Annotated in this window: 13 protein-coding genes and 1 pseudogene; 5 read left to right on the forward strand and 9 right to left on the reverse strand. The window is 54.1% G+C overall.

The window, feature by feature from the left end; genetic code table 11:
- Nucleotides 1-5: 5 nt before the first annotated feature.
- From FRH_RS04940 to FRH_RS04950, 3 genes are all read right to left on the reverse strand, one after another.
- Nucleotides 6-692 carry a phosphatase PAP2 family protein gene (locus FRH_RS04940; RefSeq protein WP_281997897.1) on the reverse strand — a complete coding sequence of 229 codons (687 nt, stop codon included), beginning with the start codon at nucleotides 690-692 and terminating at the stop codon, nucleotides 6-8.
- A complete protein-coding gene (locus FRH_RS04945; RefSeq protein ID WP_281997898.1) occupies nucleotides 674-1,051 on the reverse strand; it encodes a diacylglycerol kinase in 378 nt (125 codons plus the stop codon). Before FRH_RS04945 ends, FRH_RS04940 begins: the two co-directional genes overlap by 19 nt.
- A gap of 308 nt (nucleotides 1,052-1,359) precedes the next feature.
- Nucleotides 1,360-2,499: a glycosyltransferase family 9 protein gene (locus FRH_RS04950; RefSeq protein WP_281997899.1), complete on the reverse strand. Its 1,140-nt coding sequence runs from the start codon at nucleotides 2,497-2,499 to the stop codon at nucleotides 1,360-1,362.
- A 292-nt stretch (nucleotides 2,500-2,791) separates the two neighbouring features.
- On the opposite strand from FRH_RS04950, the gene FRH_RS04955 reads away from it, so the two are divergent.
- Together FRH_RS04955 and FRH_RS04960 are read left to right on the forward strand one after the other, a co-directional pair.
- Nucleotides 2,792-3,454, forward strand: coding sequence for a response regulator transcription factor (locus FRH_RS04955; protein WP_058579755.1), 663 nt, complete (start codon nucleotides 2,792-2,794; stop codon nucleotides 3,452-3,454).
- Nucleotides 3,451-4,884 carry an ATP-binding protein gene (locus FRH_RS04960; protein ID WP_281997900.1) on the forward strand — a complete coding sequence of 478 codons (1,434 nt, stop codon included), beginning with the start codon at nucleotides 3,451-3,453 and terminating at the stop codon, nucleotides 4,882-4,884. Before FRH_RS04955 ends, FRH_RS04960 begins: the two co-directional genes overlap by 4 nt.
- Nucleotides 4,885-4,964: 80 nt before the next feature.
- Here FRH_RS04960 and FRH_RS04965 read toward each other — a convergent pair whose 3' ends face one another.
- The 4 genes from FRH_RS04965 to FRH_RS04980 form a co-directional block, all read right to left on the reverse strand.
- Nucleotides 4,965-5,729, reverse strand: a complete 765-nt coding sequence (locus tag FRH_RS04965; RefSeq protein WP_281997901.1) for a hypothetical protein — start codon at nucleotides 5,727-5,729, stop codon at nucleotides 4,965-4,967.
- Nucleotides 5,730-7,467: 1,738 nt separating this feature from the next.
- On the reverse strand, nucleotides 7,468-8,352 hold the full coding sequence (locus FRH_RS04970) for a TniB family NTP-binding protein (protein ID WP_281997902.1): 885 nt from the start codon (nucleotides 8,350-8,352) through the stop codon (nucleotides 7,468-7,470).
- Complete coding sequence (locus tag FRH_RS04975; RefSeq protein WP_281997903.1) at nucleotides 8,349-10,277, reverse strand: Mu transposase C-terminal domain-containing protein; 1,929 nt, start codon at nucleotides 10,275-10,277, stop codon at nucleotides 8,349-8,351. The genes FRH_RS04970 and FRH_RS04975 overlap by 4 nt, the downstream gene beginning before the upstream one ends.
- Complete coding sequence (locus FRH_RS04980; protein WP_281997904.1) at nucleotides 10,270-10,950, reverse strand: TnsA endonuclease N-terminal domain-containing protein; 681 nt, start codon at nucleotides 10,948-10,950, stop codon at nucleotides 10,270-10,272. Before FRH_RS04980 ends, FRH_RS04975 begins: the two co-directional genes overlap by 8 nt.
- 139 nt (nucleotides 10,951-11,089) lie before the next feature.
- Between FRH_RS04980 and FRH_RS04985 the strand changes: the two are divergent.
- Nucleotides 11,090-11,755: pseudogene (locus FRH_RS04985) on the forward strand (ATP-binding protein); the annotation flags it as partial.
- Between the two features lie 10 nt (nucleotides 11,756-11,765).
- Here FRH_RS04985 and FRH_RS04990 read toward each other — a convergent pair.
- Together FRH_RS04990 and FRH_RS04995 are read right to left on the reverse strand one after the other, a co-directional pair.
- Nucleotides 11,766-12,353 carry an NAD(P)H-dependent oxidoreductase gene (locus FRH_RS04990; protein WP_139526015.1) on the reverse strand — a complete coding sequence of 196 codons (588 nt, stop codon included), beginning with the start codon at nucleotides 12,351-12,353 and terminating at the stop codon, nucleotides 11,766-11,768.
- A gap of 19 nt (nucleotides 12,354-12,372) precedes the next feature.
- Entirely contained in the window at nucleotides 12,373-13,341 is a 969-nt protein-coding gene (locus FRH_RS04995; RefSeq protein ID WP_153843513.1) for an alpha/beta hydrolase, read from the reverse strand.
- 219 nt (nucleotides 13,342-13,560) lie between these two features.
- Between FRH_RS04995 and FRH_RS05000 the strand changes: the two genes are divergently transcribed.
- Both FRH_RS05000 and FRH_RS05005 read left to right on the forward strand, forming a co-directional pair.
- Complete coding sequence (locus tag FRH_RS05000; RefSeq protein WP_281997905.1) at nucleotides 13,561-15,735, forward strand: malate synthase G; 2,175 nt, start codon at nucleotides 13,561-13,563, stop codon at nucleotides 15,733-15,735.
- A gap of 244 nt (nucleotides 15,736-15,979) precedes the next feature.
- Nucleotides 15,980-16,396 (forward strand): PaaI family thioesterase, encoded by a 417-nt coding sequence (locus FRH_RS05005; RefSeq protein ID WP_219862206.1) that lies wholly within the window; start codon nucleotides 15,980-15,982, stop codon nucleotides 16,394-16,396.
- Nucleotides 16,397-16,400 lie beyond the last annotated feature (4 nt).

Below are 16,400 nucleotides of genomic sequence, written 5' to 3' on the forward strand. Positions count from 1 at the left end.
AAAAGCTAACAAACACGGTTGACTAATAAGACTTTTGACAGTGAAAAGCTTACTGTCCAGCTAAGCATCAGCGTCCAGAGATCGTGAGACAGAAAATGCGCTCCGCGTAGCTGTTGAGCAAACCCAAATGCAAGGCCAAGCCCTAACCCCACCGCAAGTCCTGCCCATCGCCAGCGGGGTCGTACAGAGGCGCAAAAGAAGTAAAGTGCTATCCATGCATATCCTGCACTGGCATGCCCAGCGGGAAAGCAGGCGGATGCTGGCAATGAGGGTGGGCGTATGTCGAGCAGGCCAATAAATCCTCGAACTCCTCCATAGCGAATTAAATCCCAAGGGCACTCCATACTCACCAAGTGCTTAATTGTCGCAACGAGTAACGTCGAAATAAGCGTTGAGGAAAAAAGATATAAAAGCGGTATGCGGTACTCTTTAAGACAATCAAAACTAAAGCTTAGTATCAACAGTATCAGTGTAGCTATACCCATCAACAGGCTTAGCCATTTACCGCCTTTGTGAATCACACCCTGAGCCAAGAAGGTATCTTTCCATGCCCAGGTACTACCTTGAAGACGATAGAAAAAATCTGCTAGCGTGAAATCTACATTTAAAACACTAAAAACTGACATGGTAAGTAGAAATAAAAGCCAGGCGGATACCAAGGACATGAAGAATCTTAGTTGAATATCACGCATAGCCATACGCTCACTGTCATAAGAATGGTCAACATAACAGCTGCCGCGCCCATGTCTTTTGCACGCCCACTAAGCTCGTGATGCTCTGTTCCGATACGGTCAACAGCACACTCGATGGCGGAATTTATAAGTTCCACTATCGCGACAAGCGTCAGTGACAAAAATAGTAACGCCTTTTCAGAGTAGGTGGCATCAATAAAAAATATAACAGGATATAAAACTAGACAAAGTATCACTTCCTGTCTAAAAGCAGATTCGTTTATCCAACAAGCCTTTACTCCAGAAAAGGCATTAATAGAAGCACGAAAAATTCGTATCACACCCTTTCCATTAGGTTTTGATGCAGTTGACGTAGGCAAGTCGGAGCTCTCTTTGATAGGATAGTAAAGCTACTATAAAGACCAAAACTTAACGAAAAATTATGCAATTTTATTCAGTAGCTAAATATTCGAGCTGGAACAATCAAACAAGCCATTGCTGTTATGCTCTTTGTACAACCTGAGAACACCTGAGCCCACAAGCTGCCTCGCTTAGGCTTGTCCCCCTGATTCTCCATGACACTGGTTAGAGCAGGCTTATTGCAACGCCTAATACACTCTTTGTTTCAGGGTTGCGTGCCCGGATACATACATTTTGACATCAAGTTTTAAGCCCCTCTCGGTGTAGGCTAGCCTATTACCGCCGCCGTTTGCTCAAGCACTGTTGTGTTCTGTCTATCAACATTAGCGAGTATCGCTTCAACAACCGTGCTGACCTCTGGACGCCACAGTGTGGTGTCATAGGCTTCTCGTGGTACAAAGGCGAGTGATTTTTTCTGGCGTATGAGTGAAATGGTGGCGACATCGAGTGCTGCCGCTAAGTGCATAGGGCCTGAGTCGGGTGTTACAAGTAGTCGAGCTCGCTCTAACACGGCGGCAAAATGTCGGATTGGAAGCGGTGGACATAAGTAGCCATACATCGATGACATCAAACGCTGTTCAATGGGTGCTAGAAGCCGAAACTCTTCAGGCCCAAGAAAAACGATATAGCGTATTCTGTGGGCCTCAAGGTTATCGATGAGAGTTAGCCAAAAGGCCAGTGGCCAACGCTTTTTTTGATGTCCACCCACAAAGATCGCGATAAAGCCAGAATCGGATAGATGATTGCTATGAAGGCCAATTAACTGTTGAATCTTTTCCATTGCCTGATAGCGCTCCTGCACAGTTAGCTGTAGCAATGGCCGATTCCGGCAGACAACACCGAGTGGGCGAGTCAAACTAACGATGAAGTCGTAAGCGTGGGACGACTTCGCATCAACTTCAATGTTGTACAAGCGTTGATCATCTTTACGAGACCCCATGCTGTAACGTGCCCCTATTAACCGAGTCACAATAAAGCCGCTCGTTGATCCCCCGCTGACTTGTACCGCTAGGTCGTAGCGTTGAGCTCTTAGGCGTCGACATAATGTTACACACTGCCAGGGACGAAGAATGGCAGTTCTCGATAATAGATAAAAATTATCTACAGGGCGTTGCTGCAATAGAGGTAGTGTTTTATCAGTTGCTAAATAGTCTATCGTTGCCCAAGGAAAACGTTCACGTAAAGCATCAATAACAGGGGTGCTAATGAGCGCGTTGCCTAGACGAAAATTAGGACGAATGATGAGAATTTTTTCTATGCCTACAACGCTGTCAATGGTTTCTGGGACAGGCGCTTTGAGAAGATACAGCCCCCCTCCCAGTAAATATCGCTTTGCTCTTTTTTCTAAAAATCGAGCCATTATTTTCAAATAATAATTTGTTCTAATGCGTGTTAGTAAGTGCATCATTTGGCGCTCTTCAGTTAATAGCCGATGATGTGCCTTCGGCAACGACAGTTCAGACTCAAGCCGTCAGCCACTCAAAGCGATGCTTTGGCCTCGCACAAGGTCAGGGGGTGTAGCTTGAACCTGAAAAACTTAAAGAAGAATTAAATCGCTCAGTAAAATTGCAAAAAAACAGAATGGCTATCTGACGGCCTGGATTCATATCCACGTTCTGTATGGTCATTACATCGCTATTTTTAAGAAAACCTTAATTTTTTGATGGCTAAAATGACAGCTTGTCGATTGAGGGAGCAGTATGCGAGCACTACTAGTAGAAGATGATCCCTTGCTTGGGGATGGCATTAAAACGGCTCTAGAGCGCGAGGGGTATACAGTCGATTGGTTCATGCTGGGCCGCGAGGCAATCAGCGCTATCGGCAACGAGACCTTCAGTGTGCTTATCTTGGATCTCGGGCTGCCCGATATGGACGGCATGCAGGTACTGAAGTTACTTCGCCGGCAATCCACTTTGCCTATTCTGATTTTGACGGCCCGCGATGCGGTCGAAGACCGTATTGGTGGTTTAGATGCGGGGGCGGATGACTATGTGCTCAAGCCTTTCAATTTACAGGAGCTACTTGCCCGCTTGCGTGTCGTAATGAGACGTTCTGAGGGACGTACCTCGCAGATATTGGCACTGGGGGCGCTGACTATTGATGAGGTACTTCATGCCGTGAGCTGGCGAGGCAAAGACGTTAAATTGGGCCGACGCGAGTATGCCCTACTTTTAGAGCTAGCTAGACACCCCGACCGGGTGCTATCTCGTCCCCGTTTAGAAAATTTACTATATGGTTGGGATGGCGAAGTAGACTCAAATGCGTTGGAGGTTCATATCCATCATCTTCGTAAAAAACTTGCTAAGCACTTGATCGTTAACGTACGCGGGATTGGCTACCGATTGGACAGCACAGTGCAATGACATCAATACGGCGTTATCTACTGCGCACGCTAGCAATTGCCCTGACTGTTACAGGCGGCATGGCGGTGACCGCAGCTTACTTAATTACAAATCACGAGCTAGAAGAGATTCTCGATACTCAGTTAAGTCTGCATAGCCGGATTGTGGCTGGCCAACTCGATCCAAGTGCAACGGTTGACGACTATGCTCGCCTTGCTTCGCGCATGGGGCTGCCTCAGCATCCGGCACAGCTGTATCGCGACGGTATTGCTGTGCCCGTGAACAGCTCTGACTCAGGTTCCAAGCTTTACCACGAAGAAGAACTTAAATTAGTACTGGGCTTTTGGAATGCTGATGGCTCACCTAAGTTATTAGGAAGCAAATGGAATGATGCTGGGCCCTTTCCCAAGCCTTTGGAAGAGGGGTTTCGCTGGGAAAGCTACAATGGTCATCGTTGGCGGGTTTTCAGTATGTTCGATTTTGCCAGCGATACCTGGATTAGCATGGGGCTGAGAGGTTCTTTTCATGATGAAGTAGTGGAACGTATCACCTGGAACAATTTATTGCCGATGCTTTTTTTGCTTCCACTCCTTCTTTGGCTGATGAACCGTATTATCCGGAAAGGGGTTGCGCCCATCCAAGCGCTTTCCAGTCAGGTACAAGGCCGCTCCGCTCGCGACCTAAGCAAAATCGATAATCCTGTTCCTCAAGAGCTTAATGGTTTACGTCAATCTCTCAACGACTTTATTGCCCGACTAAAAGAAACGTTAGAACGAGAGCGACGCTTTACAGCCGATGCGGCTCATGAGCTACGCACGCCTCTGGCAGCCCTGAGAATTCATCTTGACAACGCGCAGGCAGGCGAACAGCAATCACTACAAAAGGCTTATGTTGGGGTGGAGCGGCTGCAGCGTGTGGTGGAACAATTGCTTATTTTGGCTCGCTTGGATCAGGTTGCCGCAACACCGCCAACGACTATTGATCTTTATCCAATTATTGCTGAATTAGTCGCCGAGATGTGGCCAATCGCTGAAGAAAGAGGTCAGCACTTGAAGCTAAAAGGGTTAACCCGGCTTAATGTTAGCGCCGATGAAGTCGAATTAGGCATTCTCTTTCGTAACCTACTGGATAACGCCTTGCGCTACACGCCGCAAGGGGGGCATGTAAAAGTGGAGCTGGCACTTTGGGAAGGAGCGCCTCAACTGATCGTGAGAGACACTGGCCCTGGGCTGCCCGAATATATGTTAGATAAAGTCACTGAACGCTTTAGGCGCGCTTCTGGCCAAGGCATCACTGGCAGCGGATTGGGGTTATCGATTGTTTCGGAATTAGTCCAACGCCAACGAGCCATTCTTACTCTGGCCAACCGTGAGTTTAGTGGGCTAGAGGTAAGCGTGAGATGGACGCCACTCAAATCTCACCAAACTGCTCTGATCGAAAGGCCGGAGTAGTTTTGTCATGGCGCATCTAACGATCAGGAACAGTACAGAAAACTCAGAGTGTCACCAGTATTTGTGATGTCTTTCAGCACTCATGTAATAGGTAGCCAATAAGTTGCGCCTTCCATGTGTAACCGCACCCCATCTCCTGAAAGCTCTATTGTCTGCTGACGTAGCGTTCTTTTCGATACTTTTTTACCATGAAAATATTCCATCGCAGTGACAATCCAACGCTCCCTCCACTCCTCACTTTGTTCAGTGCACTTCGCCATTTTCGTCATAGTGCGAGCCAACTGCTCTTTTCGCTGTTTTCTTGCTCTTTTTTTATCCACTCTAGGGGTCAGTGTGGTGGCATAAAGGCGATTCAGAAAATTGGTAAAGCCTGTTACCGAGGCCGCCTGTCCAGGCACTGCGCTCAAGTAACTGTCCACATCTCCCTGATTGGGTAGCCTCTTTCCCATTCGATCAGTATGAAGTAACAATGCGGCTGCCGGCCTTAGAGCAAGTCGTACTGAAGTGTGAGACGTTTTTCCTGCTGCTCTTCGGACTTCCAATTGCTGCCAGTAGGCCTGCAGCGCCTTTTCTGATAAAGAAGCGGGCGGCATAGTCCTGAGGCACTCCTGAATACGCCGCTTCTCGGAGTCGATTCGTTTTGCTTGATGATCCGGCTTCACCCCTTTTTCTTCATGCAACCATCTCATAGGGAGCCTCACACGCCGCAACCCCTCCGCCCCGAAGTGATGGAGCAGCTCCACATAGCTCGGTATCCGTGACCACGTCTGGTCGAGCTCAAGAAAGAACGACCAGAAGTGGTTGATCTTCAGGGCAGCTTTATGCGGACCTGTGGTGCGAATCATCCATTCACCAAACTCCCCAAATGCCTCACGTAACGCTTTGGTGGTGAGACCGGCTTGACCAATGGAGGTCCGCTTGCGGCATGTTCGTGTCCAGTAGCAAGGCTCACAGACATCGCCTCGACCTGCTGGCATAGGATGGTCACACGATGGACAAGCAATTTCCCCTTGCTCACAACAGGCCTTGCACAGTGCATTTCCGTCGGGTGCCACCACCAATAAACGATGCCGACGACACGCAGAGCAAGTACCGTGGTCTGCCGTCGCACAACTTGGACATAAGCGATGATCATGCCCCATACGCGTCACTCGGGTAAGACGTTGAGACGCCTTCCCACACCCCTCACAGGGTTCCGGCTCTCTAAAATAGGGAGCGCAGGCGTTACAGACAGGGCCGTAGGGAGTGACCTTACCGATGGTGTAGTCTGAACTGGCTTTGCCACATCGTGCACACGGTTTGTCGACCTCACATTGGCGACAGACGGCTTCTAGGTCGTGCTTAGGCAGACGGGCAAACTCACCACACCGTGGGCACATCCGCCGCTTAAACACTCGGGCATAGCAGGTTGAGCAGTAACCATGGCCTTTGTGGCGTCGCCACAATTTGGGAACCTCCCGGCCACACTCATCGCAGCCGACCATTGGGTGTTGATTCAAAAGAATGACTCCGCTTTCATTCTGCGTTTCAAACGTGCCCAAGAGGCTCTAACAGCTCGCTCCGACGCTGGGCGATGATCGGGTTGAACGCGGCGGCGATGTGGCCCATGAGGATGATGAGATAATCGTGATAGCATCGGTAACAGGACAACGGGAGGTAGCTTTCGAGGATCAAAGAGCGCGCTCGTTTTCACATTGAATGCGACCAACGCACTGAACGCCTCCTCAATACCGATATCCATGAAGCGCTCAACCGCCGTCAATAAAGCACTCCGCTCGCTGATAGGCAACAGCTCAAACGCCAATCCAGATATCGGCATTCGGCTATTCACGACGGGAACACCTAATGACAGAAGCGCTTCCGCGAGGGATGACGTAGGCCGTCGACTTGCACGCCGCATAACGCCAACCAAGAAGCTCGCCATTGAAAACCAATCCGCGAGTGCGATAGAGGTGTTCCCAAATGCTGCTCTCTCCCCTTGTAAAACACGATCAGCCAGCACTTGGAAAAGGAACGCTTCAGGTAAAGGCGACGTGCATACTGCCTTTCTAAAATCCTCATGACACCGGCTGCATTGAGCTAAATGTTGATCTTCCGCTGACAGACGATGAGGCTCTATAGGGGCCTTGCATACCGGGCACTCATCTATCAGTTGCACTTCATGAAAGCCGCACCCAATGTGCCAAGCGAATCGCCAGTGTCGGCGTAAGTAAGGGGTGGAGTCCTCTGCCAAGCATAACGTGCATACCTGCTGTCCTCCATGGCGTAGTCGATTTCGGCTACCAAGAGCCAACAACCAGGGCCAAGTCCGCGTTTCCGGTAATGAGTAACCGGCCACTTTCTCACAGTCGTCCCGCATCCCCGCCTTTTGAAACTTGGCGGGAGCATTCCCCGAGGCATTCACCAATGGGCGCATTCTTGCGAGGGGGATTTCCCGATCAATGTCCCTCGTCCATACACGCCACGATGGCCAAATAGCGCCGGTGAGCGACAAAGGATCACACCCCTGTCGCAATGCCGCCCGAACGAGCCATGATGAAAGGGACTCCCCAGGCAGCAGGGACACACTCAGCGCCCAAGACATTACAACATCACTTCCCTAATGCCACGGGTAGGTCGCACCCACGATTTACTCTGAATAATTTTCTCATCGATGCGCTCAGCTCCAGACACAATAGCGGCATTCGCACACTCAACCAGCAGTCGGTGCAAGTCACCCAGATTACCGCCAGAAATCGCGTGGAGCTGAGTCGCCAATTGTGGCTCATGCAGTTGGGAAGGGTGTTGGAGCGGTAAGATCTTCTCAAAGCCAGCAAGCAGCTTCTGAAACTCCTGATTGAGCTCCCACTTCGGCAATGCAACAACATCAAAGCGACTCGCATGCTGCGGGTCTGAATGCAGCACACGCACAGCATCCTGCGTACCCACACCCACGATGGGAATCATCAACTCATTGCATAGGAGCTTAATAGCATTCATCGTTTCCCGCTGCTTGACGGCTCCACCGGTTAACAATGAGTGGAACTCATCAATGATCAATAAGCGGGTATGGCAAGCCCGCAGTTGATGAATCACCTGGTAGCGCAGCTTGGGTACCGGGTCTGAAGGCCGATAGGGAGCCCAAAAGCTCTCTAGCACTGCGATATACAGACTTTTCTCATCGGCACTCGGTGGTGCTTGAGTGACGATCACGGGTTTCACCGGTTCTACGTCTTCATTCACGTAGCCCTCACCGTACTGCTTACGAAACCGTTGAACGATGGTGGTTTTTCCGTTGTTGGAGTCACCCACGAGCAAAAGGTTAGGCATACGAGGGCGACTCGGCTTCTCCATCAGCCCACGCATGACCTCGATGACACGATTGGCCAATGGATACCCCAACCATCGCGGTTGATCCATAAACTCCATTCGCTCTTTAGCGGACAGTCCCAAGACATAACGAAGATCAGGATGAAGGTGTGTGCTCATGATATGTCCCAGTTCACATCGATATCACCCGATAAGAGACCGTCTGCCTGAGCGGGTGACTCTTTGGGGGCCGCGGTTGAGGGCGCATGTAAAAGGGGATCAGCAGGCGTCACCTTTTTCTCATGCTCTTTACGTCGTTGGGCCTGACGGCGACTTCGCTTGGTACGTGCTTGCGACTCCTCCACATGGGCTCGCAGTTCACTAATAGCGCGTAGGATTTCAGACTCATTGACCGAACTCCTGCCTTCCTGGCGAAGGCGCGCTTTGGCCTGGGTATGCTCCCAAACACTCATTGAGGGGAGAGCGAGATTGGCAAAGGGCACACGAAAATACTGCCCGAGCTCCGGGTCTTTGAACCAAATGACGCTAATGTCACGAGGGTCACGTCGAAACACAAAGGTGCGTTTCTTGTTCGGCGTGTCTGGATCTTTGGCATTGATCCATGGCCTGAGCGCCTCATCGTAATAGTTCATGCCATCGATGGTCACACCAAAAGTCTGGATCGTGCGCTGAAAGCAAGGCAAAAAATCGAGCAGCACAGAAAGTCTATCAGCAGGCCGTGGTGCTAAGCCCACTCCCTGCACGTCAGCATTGCCAAACACACCGATTTCCCATTTCCGCATCGGTGACATACCAATACCAGAATGAAGACGCTGGTGGTAAACCTTACAAATCAACGTCACCAGCCACTCTTCAAACTCGCTTTTCGTCATGGCCGCATGTTTCTCAGGATCGTACCCCTCTTTCTCTTTAATGGAGGAAAAGGTCGTCCCAGGCAGGTTATGGATCTCCTTGAGAAGAGAGCCCAACAACCGCTCGATATGGCCACCGTAACGAGGCTGCTTAACAGGCCGAAATTCAAGGTTGATCCCATAGGCTAGGCATGAGCGCCGAAACGTCTCTGAGCGAAAATCTGGGCCGTTATCGACATGAATCGTGGCGGGAGTGCCCCATACCGGCCACTCAGCCTCCACGTTATGCAGCAGCAACCATTCATCTTTAGGCAGCATTGATTGAGCCACACACATGCCGACGGATGTTTCAGAGGGTGGGTCGAACGATAAGTAATAGCCCGTGACTACGCGAGTGCACACGTCCATGGCTAACGTTATCCATGGACGACCAATCGGTTTGCGATGCACGTCATCCACCAAAATAATATCGGCAGGCGTGTGGTCAATCTGCATGACCGCTAGCGGATAGTCCGCATTGGGAAACTTCCCGGCCGCTGGCTGGAACTTGTTAATGGCTTTGTCTCTAAAGCCATGGCCACGCAACCGGTCACGCTCTGGAATATCCCGCAGACGAGCACGAACGGTACCAGGGCTCGGCGGGTCAATGCGCCGTTCATGGCAACGCCGCATCACTTCCTGTACCGCTTTTTGTGCGGAAGGACGCTGCAGCGTGAGGTACACGTCTTTGATGACTTCCTGAATGACCGCCTCGGCATGCGCAGGGATACGCGACTTACCTTTCTTCCATCCTGGCTTTTGAGGAATCAAAGCAAGCACCGAGCCCGTCGCCTTGTATCGCTTCAACCAACGGTAGATCGTGGCCGTATCCACGCCCGTTTGTTTAGCACGCTCTTCCGCTGCATCTCGCCCTACGGTATGGCGATCCACCAAGGGCTTAATGATGGAAAGGCGATGCTCAGCCTCCCGCCAATCGGCATCCCCAATCTCAGACATATCCTGCTCAAGGGGGCCCGGCCCGCTATGGAAAGGCGTTAATTCACTGATGCGAAGCGGACAACTACGCCCGGACTCAACGGCAATACCAATGACCGTCTCAAAGTCGAGCACCTGAGAAATTCGGTAAACGGTGTCATCTTTCTGAACCTGCTCACCCACCGTGATCTGCAAGTGTTGGCGTGTTTGGGCGACGCCGTTACTTGGTTCAGCTGTGTTGTCACGAGGATTATTCATAATCGGGTATCCACACCTCTGATAGAGGGCCAAAGGATTGAGCCATATCGCAATCTAGCTGCCGAGTCGCCAGCAGGTGCCATAAGTGTGAAATCCCCTCTGCCCGATAAATGTCGCCCATGAAATGCCGAGACAGCAGGTAATCCAAGGTCGCCACTCCCATCGCCCTCACCGTGTTGAGCACTGCCTGGCTTTCAACCGAGGGAAACACCATTCGTTTGTAGCGCGCCAAGAAGGTGATGTTGTCCAGGGTCTTATCACGAATGCGGCTCTCGTCATGAATGCTAAACGACCAACCCTCGTTGCTGGCATGCCGCATCGCCGCCTTCCATTTAGGCGACCATTTACGCCAATGTGCTTGCCACTTTTCCCGTGGTTTGACCTCCACCAGGAGAGGTTTTGGGTAATCCCTGTAATGACGGTTACCGAGACGGTAATAAACCAAATAGTCAGGTGTGTAGGTGTAGCGCCTACCGGTCACGGGATGATGAAACGGGATCTCGCACGGCTGGGAAATCACACCAAGGACGCTCACATCAAAGTCAGCCTTGATGAGGAAATCACGTTCGAGCGTCGACTCGAACGCAATAGACTCCTCCCCGCGAAAGGCATAGTAGCCAGACACACTTCGTCGGGTAGGGCCGATTTTACGAACGGATGTAGGCAGTGGCATGGGTAGTCGCACCAAATGTTGAATAAAACAAGGCCTGTCGCATCAATTGCTATTAATTCTGTCGCACTCAATCCTGTACAGACTACCATAATAGCCCGATATTACGCCCTGAGGGTCGCATCAATTGCTGAAAATGACAGGGGGCTCGAAACCCAAACCGGGTGAAATATCGCTCGCGCACCACGGCGTGCTGTTTTTGGACGAGCTGCCGGAATTTTCTCGTAACGTCTTGGAAGTATTACGCCAACCGCTGGAAACGGGCGAAATCCACCTCTCCCGCGCCAGCCACGAACGTCGCTACCCCGCCCAATTTCAGCTCGTTGCCGCCATGAACCCTTGTCCCTGCGGCCACCTGGGCGACCCGCGCCAACGCTGCCAGTGCAGCGCCAGCCAAATTCAGCGGTATCAGGCACGCCTCTCTGGCCCGCTGTTGGATCGTATTGACCTGCAAGTGGAAGTGCCCGCTCTGCCCCCCGAGCAGCTCACCGCACAAACGCAAGGCGAGCCTTCCAGCGCGGTGCGCGAGCGGGTAATGGCGGCTCGTGAGCGGCAAATGGCCCGGGGCGCACTCAACAGCCAGCTCAGCGGTAAAGCGCTGGAAGCCGCCTGCGCCCTCAATGAAGAGGAGCGCGCCTGGCTCGCTGGCGTGCTTGAAAAGCTCAAGCTCTCCGCCCGCGCCTACCACCGCGTGCTGCGCGTCGCGCTCACCCTGGCCGACCTGCAAGGCGAACCCAAGCCCTCACAGCCGCACTTTATCGAAGCGATCGGTTACCGGCAGTTGGATCGGCTGTTGAAAGGGGCGTAAGCCCCCTTCGTCATTGGGCGTGCGTTGCTGCAAGGGCATCGACCAAGCGCTGGCACAGCGCATCCAGCTTTTGGCCCGTGGCGTCATCGTGCAGCGCGCCGCTGTCGTTGAAGGCGCTGCCCGCTTTAGGCAGCGAGAGCGGCTGGGGCAGTACGGTGAGGCTCAAGTTGGCCAGTAACTGCTGGCCCAGCGGCAGAGCGCGAATACCGCCCAGGCCACCGGGGGAAGCGGCCACCAGCGCTGCCCATTTACCGTCAAACAGCCCCAGGCCAGGCGTATCGCCGTAGGGGCGCGATAGCCAGTCCAAGGTATTTTTCAGTAGCGGCGTGATAAAGCCGTTGTACTCCGGCGAGGCGATCAACAGCGCTTGGTGGTCCGCCAATATCTCGCGCAGTTTCAGCACGTTCTCCGGCATCCCTTGGGCTTCGATATCTTCGTCGAACAGCGGGCAGGGGTACGCTTTCAAATCGATGAACGTGGCCTTGCCGCCTAACGCCTCGATGCGCTGGGCAGCTAGCTTGGCGAGCTGTTTATTGAGCGAGCCTTCACGGGCGCTGCCAGCAAAAACCAGTACTTTGGGTGGTTGAATGGCGGTCATGGCCTCTCCTTCGTTGGGGTCAATGCACGTTCTCGACGAAATGGTCGAGCGCTTCAAACAGCTGTTGACGAATCGGCTCTGCTTCGTTCACCAAATGGTGGCGCGCTTCCGGATGACGATGAACCTCCGCATTGGGAAATTTCTCCGCCAAAATGGTCAGGTTCCACTCCCAATCCACGGTGAGGTCCTGTTCGCCCTGCAGAATCAGGGTAGGCAACGGATTGGGTTCGAGCGCCAAGAGGCGCGGCATCCAGCGGCGCATGGCCGTGATCCAGGCCACGCTCAAGCGCTCGGGCTGTAGCGGGTCCTGGTCGCGTAGAAAGGCGGTGAACGCTTCATCGGTGGAGTTGGGACGATACTTGCGCGGCAGCTCTTTGACAAAGGGGCTGGCGATTAAATGCAGCCAGCTGGCTTGGCTCCAGCGCCAAGGGCGCACCAGCGGTGCCAACAGCACGATACCGGCCCAATGGGCGGCTTCTCGGCGGGTGAGCGCATCGGTGGCTAAAATCGCCGCGCCGGTGCTTTGCCCCACGCCCAGCCACGGTGTGGGTGCCATGTTGAGCGTTTGCAGCGTCTTTTGCAGGTGCGCTAGGCAGTGCTGGTAATCATCGAAGTCTTCGATTTCCGCTCTCGGGCCGCTGGAAAGGCCGTGGCCGGGTAAATCCCACAGCACCACGCGCCAGCCTTTGGCCAGCAGGCAACTGAGCAGGTGGCGGTACAGGCCCAAATGATCGAAATAGCCATGAATCACGAACGCGGTGCCGGTGGGCTTGGGTGGGCTCCACACTTGGCACCACAGCGCGAACCGTCCGGTATCGACAAATCCGGCATGCACTTCGCTAGTGTCGTTGAGCAGCGCCTCGAGACCGTAGTGGCGAAAGTAGTCATGCACAGCGTCCGTTAGCGCGTCGCCTGGCGTCAAGCGGGAGAGCGACGACTCCCCTTGCGCCTGCCGGAACAGGTCTTCCAAGTGCTGGAAATTATGCATTGACGTCTCTCCGTGAACACCACACTTCCATGGGCTGAGTAACAGCACAAAATAACAGCGGCGGTGCCGCCCGCTCTTATCATTTGGTCGAGCATTTTACCGCTTTAGGGTCTACGCTGTTTACATGCCAACGCAGGTGTGGAAGTATTTTCCATAAATCACCATTCACCCTGACCGTGGCACTTCAACCCACCACGGGCACCTTCACAGGAGAACCCCATGAGCGAGCGTATCACGCGTCACCGTTTACAGGTGGCAGCCGACCTAGATCGTTTCATCAACGAGCAGGCTCTGCCGGGCACCGGCGTCGACGAAAGCGCCTTCTGGGCCGGTGTCGATGCCCTGTTCCACGATTTGACCCCAAAAAACCGCCAACTGCTCGAAGAGCGCGACACGCTGCAAGAGAAGCTGGACGCTTGGCACCGTGAAAACCCCGGCCCGGTCAGCGACATGCCCGCCTACCGTCGCTTCCTCAAGGAGGCTGGCTACTTGGTAGACGCACCAAACAGCGTCAAAGCCACCACGGCCAACGTCGATCGCGAAGTCGCCACACAAGCAGGCCCGCAGTTGGTGGTACCGGTGAGCAATGCCCGTTACGCCCTGAACGCGGCCAACGCCCGCTGGGGCAGCCTGTACGACGCCCTATATGGCACCGACGCCATCTCCGAAGAGGACGGCGCGGAAAAAGGCACCAGCTTCAACCCGAAACGTGGCGAGAAAGTCATCGCTTACGCCCGCGGCGTGCTGGACCGCGCGGCTCCGCTGGCCACTGGCTCGCACCGGGATGCGGTGAAGTACGCTATCCGCGACGGCCACTTGGTCGTCAGCCTGGAGGGCGGTCGTGAAACCGGCCTGAAAGACGCTGGCAAGCTGATTGGCTTTAACGGCGACGCCGCTGCGCCCGACTCGATTCTGCTGGCCAATAACGGCCTGCACCTGGAGATTCAGGTCGATGCCAACCACCCCATCGGCAAGACCGACCCGGCCCATGTCAAAGACGTGGTCGTGGAAGCCGCGCTGACCGCCATCATGGACTGCGAAGACTCCGTCGCGGCGGTGGATTCCGAAGATAAAGTCGGTGTGTACAGCAACTGGCTCGGCCTGATGAAGGGCGACCTGGAAGAGAACATCGAAAAGGGTGGTAAAACCTTCACCCGTAAGCTGCACGCCGACCGCACTTGGCAAACCACCGATGGCAACACCGTCACGCTGCCGGGCCGTTCGCTGATGTTCGTGCGCAACGTGGGCCATCTGATGACCACCCCGGCGATTCTGGACGAAAACGGCAACGAGCTGCCGGAAGGCATTCTGGACGCAGTGGTGACCTCGCTGCTGGCGCTGCACGACTTGAAGAAAGACGCCGACCAGCCGCGCAACTCCCGCGCGGGGTCGGTATACATTGTCAAGCCGAAGATGCACGGGCCAAAAGAAGTCGCTTTTGCCAACGAGCTGTTTGGCCGCGTGGAAGACATTCTTGGCATGAGCCGTGACACCCTGAAAATGGGCATCATGGATGAAGAACGCCGTACTACGGTCAACCTCAAGGCATGTATCGCCGAAGCGACCTCGCGCGTGGTCTTCATCAATACGGGCTTCCTGGACCGCACTGGCGACGAAATGCACACCGCCATGGAAGCAGGCCCGATGGTTCGCAAGGGCGACATGAAGAGCGCCGCCTGGATCACCGCCTACGAGAAGAACAACGTGCAGGTTGGGTTGGCCTGTGGCCTGCGCGGCCGCGCCCAAATTGGTAAAGGCATGTGGGCCATGCCCGATTTGATGCACAGCATGCTGGAGCAGAAAATCGGCCATCCGAAAGCCGGTGCCAATACGGCGTGGGTCCCTTCCCCCACCGCCGCGACCCTGCACGCGCTGCACTATCACCAAGTCAGCGTTGCCGACGTTCAGCGCGAGCTGGAAGCCCAGGGCGAGCCGGACTTCTTGGACGACCTGCTCACCGTGCCGGTGGCCGAAAACGCCAACTGGTCCGATGACGAAATTCAGCAAGAGCTGGACAACAACTGCCAGGGCATTTTGGGATACGTGGTTCGCTGGGTAGAGCACGGTGTCGGCTGCTCCAAGGTACCGGATATTCACAACGTCGGTCTGATGGAAGACCGTGCCACGCTGCGTATCTCCAGCCAGCACATTGCCAACTGGTTGCACCATGGCATCGTCGATGCGCCCCGTGTCGAGGAAACGCTCAAGCGCATGGCGAAAGTGGTCGATGAGCAGAATGCTGGCGACCCCACCTACACCGCCATGAGCGCCGACTTTGAAGGCTCTACCGCGTTCAAAGCCGCTTCTGACTTGGTGTTCAAAGGCCGCGTGCAGCCGTCTGGCTACACCGAACCGCTCCTGCACGAATGGCGTCAGGTACATAAGGCTAAGTAAGCCTCATCGCTCAATGGCCCCCAGCCCCAAGGCTCGCGCCTTGGGGCTTTTTTATTTATTCTGATTTACGTTGACGTAAAAGAAGCACACAGCAAGCTACGCGACAATTAGATGCGCTGGCAGTATGTTGCCGAGAGGGTCTTATGCCAGGGATGGCATAAGTAGCGCCCAGGGATGGGTTCACAGCGCCCTCTCGGCGGCCTACTGGCAGCGGACTCCCAGCCTGTCAGAGTGAATAACAACAATGACCGTGATGACCGTCGAGCAGATCGAGCACTTTCTAGATGAGGTCTTTCCCCAGCGAATGGGCAAAATAGAGAGCGTAGGCGAGATGTGCGCCACCATGCGCCTAAGCATTGGCCATGAGCATCTGCGCCCCGGCCCCCGCGTGTCCGGCCCTACCATGATGGGCTTTGCCGATGTGGCGCTCTACGTGGCCATACTGGCCCAAATCGGCCCCGAAGCGATGGCCGTGACCAGCGATCTGAACTGCCACTTTCTTCGCGCGGCCTCAGGCGATCACGACATCATCGCCCACGCCAAGCTGATCAAGCTGGGCCGCCGCTTGGCGGTGGGAGAGGTGCAGATTTTCTCCGCCAGCGATGACACGCGTCCCGTGGTGCATGTCACCGCCAGCTATGCGCTGCCGGATAACACCTAGGTGG

The sequence above is a fragment of the Halomonas sp. A020 genome (assembly GCF_027943625.1).
Lineage (GTDB): Bacteria > Pseudomonadota > Gammaproteobacteria > Pseudomonadales > Halomonadaceae > Vreelandella > Vreelandella piezotolerans.

Excerpts from the sequence above, each read along its gene's own strand:
- FRH_RS05000 (WP_281997905.1), top strand. The coding sequence starts at position 13,561 with ATGAGCGAGCGTATCACGCGTCACCGTTTACAGGTGGCAGCCGACCTA.
- FRH_RS04940 (WP_281997897.1), bottom strand. The coding sequence starts at position 692 with ATGCGTGATATTCAACTAAGATTCTTCATGTCCTTGGTATCCGCCTGG.
- FRH_RS04965 (WP_281997901.1), bottom strand. The coding sequence starts at position 5,729 with ATGATTCGCACCACAGGTCCGCATAAAGCTGCCCTGAAGATCAACCAC.
- FRH_RS04955 (WP_058579755.1), top strand. The coding sequence starts at position 2,792 with ATGCGAGCACTACTAGTAGAAGATGATCCCTTGCTTGGGGATGGCATT.
- FRH_RS04990 (WP_139526015.1), bottom strand. The coding sequence starts at position 12,353 with ATGACCGCCATTCAACCACCCAAAGTACTGGTTTTTGCTGGCAGCGCC.
- FRH_RS04975 (WP_281997903.1), bottom strand. The coding sequence starts at position 10,277 with ATGAATAATCCTCGTGACAACACAGCTGAACCAAGTAACGGCGTCGCC.
- FRH_RS04970 (WP_281997902.1), bottom strand. The coding sequence starts at position 8,352 with ATGAGCACACACCTTCATCCTGATCTTCGTTATGTCTTGGGACTGTCC.
- FRH_RS04995 (WP_153843513.1), bottom strand. The coding sequence starts at position 13,341 with ATGCATAATTTCCAGCACTTGGAAGACCTGTTCCGGCAGGCGCAAGGG.
- FRH_RS04980 (WP_281997904.1), bottom strand. The coding sequence starts at position 10,950 with ATGCCACTGCCTACATCCGTTCGTAAAATCGGCCCTACCCGACGAAGT.
- FRH_RS04960 (WP_281997900.1), top strand. The coding sequence starts at position 3,451 with ATGACATCAATACGGCGTTATCTACTGCGCACGCTAGCAATTGCCCTG.
- FRH_RS04950 (WP_281997899.1), bottom strand. The coding sequence starts at position 2,499 with ATGATGCACTTACTAACACGCATTAGAACAAATTATTATTTGAAAATA.
- FRH_RS05005 (WP_219862206.1), top strand. The coding sequence starts at position 15,980 with ATGACCGTGATGACCGTCGAGCAGATCGAGCACTTTCTAGATGAGGTC.